Genomic DNA, 2,626 nt, shown 5'->3' on the forward strand with positions numbered 1-2,626 from the left:
TCGTTCCTGTCCTTGCCCTTGGCTTCCACCTTGTACGAGAGGGTGGTGCTGAGGTTCTTCAACCGCTCGGAATCCTCCCTACGACTGAGCAACACCTCGTCCACGACAATCAGCAGCTTGCCAGCCCAATCGGAATTGAACTGACTGCGGAAGTCCTCGTTGGTGTTGAATGTCACGTTGTCTTGGAACAACGCTTTCAGAAAGTTCAAGAACGTGGTCTTGCCTGTGTTCCTCTCCTCTGATACGAGCAGCAGAATGGGCAACTTTTGCACAGGTTTGAGATAGAGTAGTTGCAGGTAGTCCATGCCAAGCTCGTATTGCTCACCAAAGATGTGACTTACCAACTTCTTGATGTTCGGAAAGTCCCCTTGCATTGGCTTGTGACTTATCGGCTCGTATAGATTGAGGAAACCATCTATCACCGTGCGATGGTTCACATGTTCTGGAACGGTACAGAAGCCGTCATACTTGTGAACGTACTTGATGAACTCCTTGCCGTAGTCCTGACGCAAGGTTTCCATGTTCCAAGGAATGCGCTTTCTTACCTTTCCACCACTGATGTTAGGTTGGTCAACCACCTTGTACAAGGTAGTGCCAACACGGATGAACACCTCGTTTGTCGGAGGTGCAGCCTGTGGCTGTTTGCTTCCCACAGCCACAGGCTGATTGTTGTCGTTTGTCTTGCTCATAATCTAACCTTTGTGAGTTGATAAAATTAAAGTTGCAAAGGTAAGGGCGGAAAATCAAAACGCAAAACACAAACCTACGCAGAATGGAGAAGTTTGCACCGGCAATGTTAAAAGATTGGAAATCAAGGTGCTTGATGTAGCCTTTCGGGATAAGATAGAACGAAAAATCCCGAAGAAAGGCTTGCTGGTAAACCTTTCCTCGGGATGAACAAAAATGTATTCCTGCATGTCATACGTTTTATATGTCATACGATAAAACTGTAAAACGTTTGACATCGGCAGTTCTTCGTTCTTCACAGAAATGCTTGATACGACAGTGAATCAGTACGTCAGCAAGTCTATACGACAGTGAATAACCGATGCCTCAAAGATGCGAGTTTTTCAGCTAAAGTAATTAGTCCCTCCGTAGAGTTGCAGGACAATGGCTGTTTTCTCTTTTGCTCCGTACAGCCTCTTGAAGATGGCATTACGAAGTTGCATAGCCCCATTAGAGGTGAGACGGAAGCAAATGGCAACAACCATAGGGAATCCATACAATGTTTGCCAAATACCCTTGGAAGTTTCTTGTCTTTGTTGGACTTCCGACATAGACAACATGCCTTCTTTATATATGACTTGTATCACAGAGTTGAGTTTTGGGGCGGTAACATGAAGCATATTGACCAATTCTCCCTCACTCATCCACAAGTTCTCCAAGTTGGACGGAATGGAAAGTATTCCATTTCCGTCCACGGTGATTACAGTCCTTTTCATACCATTCCTCCCATAACAGGCAAGTGCCCCTTGATTCGACTTTCAAAGACTGCTATGTCATGGTCAAGTTTGTTGCTTGTCACCTTGGCGTATATCTGCGTCGTGGTGATGTTTGTATGGCCAAGAATCTTGCTCACGCTCTCTATCGGCATACCATATTCCAAGGCTAAAACAGCCCAAGAGTGGCGAGACACGTGAAATGAAACCCGCTTCTTGATGCCACACATTGCAGCAACTTTCTTGATGCGCTTGTTGATGTTGCTAAGATTGCCGATATTGAATACGTGGCTTCCTTTTCTGAAAGACTTGTATCTCTCAATAATCTGCATGGGAATATCCATCAACTTGATTTGAAAAGGTACACCAGTCTTCTGACGCTTGGACACAATCCAAGGAGCACCGTTTATCATGCTGATGTTATCTTCCGTCAAGTTCTTGATGTCGATGAAAGAGATACCTGTCCAACAACCAAAGAGAAAGAGGTCTCTCGCAAATGCCATATTCGGGTCTTCCAACTTCATCTCTGTCATGGCGGTAAGCTCGTCCAAGGTCAAGAACTCACGTTCCTTGTGATCTGGGTCAACGTGGTACATGGCAAACGGATTTCTTGGTATCTTGCCGTTGTAGTGAGCTGCCGTTACGATATGTTTCAGTGGTATGGAGTAAATCCAAATAGAGGACTGCGCAAGTCCTACAACATTCTTCAAGTACAGACAATAGTCACGAATGAACTCCTCTGTAAGCTCATTCATGGACATATCGCTGCGCTTGTACTGATACTTGATGAACTCGGCAACATACTTTCTTACCGTCAGATACTTGCGGTAGGTGTTCTTGGCTCTGTCCTTGCCTACACGCTTGGCAAAGGCTGCGTTCTCCTTGTCAAAGGCTCTGAGCAAGGTCTCGTACTCTGTGCCTATGCCTTGGTAGGCATTTCTCACCATCTCAGCTGTAACGAACGCCTCACGGTCGGAAAGGCGTTGGTAATGCTTGGCGATTTGAGCCTTGATGTTGTCAAGCGCAAAGTTCACCTCCTTGGCTTCCTTGCTCTTGCCAATGGCTCTGTTGCCCTTGGCATCCCAGATAGCCTTGGTCACGCTCTGCTTGCAACTGAACTGTGCGATAGTTCCGTTGATTGTCACTCGTCCCATGATAGGGACAATTCCGTTTCTCTCCTTGCTTCC

The 2,626-nt window shown here is 46.2% G+C and carries 3 protein-coding genes; all 3 read right to left on the minus strand.

What is annotated here, in order from left to right:
- Nucleotides 1–689 (minus strand): primase-helicase family protein (locus tag DXD25_RS16055; RefSeq protein ID WP_233522368.1); only part of this gene is annotated, 689 nt, incomplete at its 3' end.
- Between the two features lie 381 nt (nucleotides 690–1,070).
- Complete coding sequence (locus DXD25_RS16060; RefSeq protein WP_117664364.1) at nucleotides 1,071–1,442, minus strand: hypothetical protein; 372 nt, start codon at nucleotides 1,440–1,442, stop codon at nucleotides 1,071–1,073.
- On the minus strand, nucleotides 1,439–2,626 hold a 1,188-nt coding region (locus DXD25_RS16065; protein ID WP_187360507.1), incomplete at its 5' end, for a site-specific integrase. The genes DXD25_RS16065 and DXD25_RS16060, both read right to left, overlap by 4 nt.

The organism is Prevotella sp. TF12-30, from assembly GCF_003436715.1.
Taxonomy (GTDB): domain Bacteria; phylum Bacteroidota; class Bacteroidia; order Bacteroidales; family Bacteroidaceae; genus Prevotella; species Prevotella copri_A.

Excerpts from the sequence above, each read along its gene's own strand:
- DXD25_RS16060 (WP_117664364.1), bottom strand. The coding sequence starts at position 1,442 with ATGAAAAGGACTGTAATCACCGTGGACGGAAATGGAATACTTTCCATT.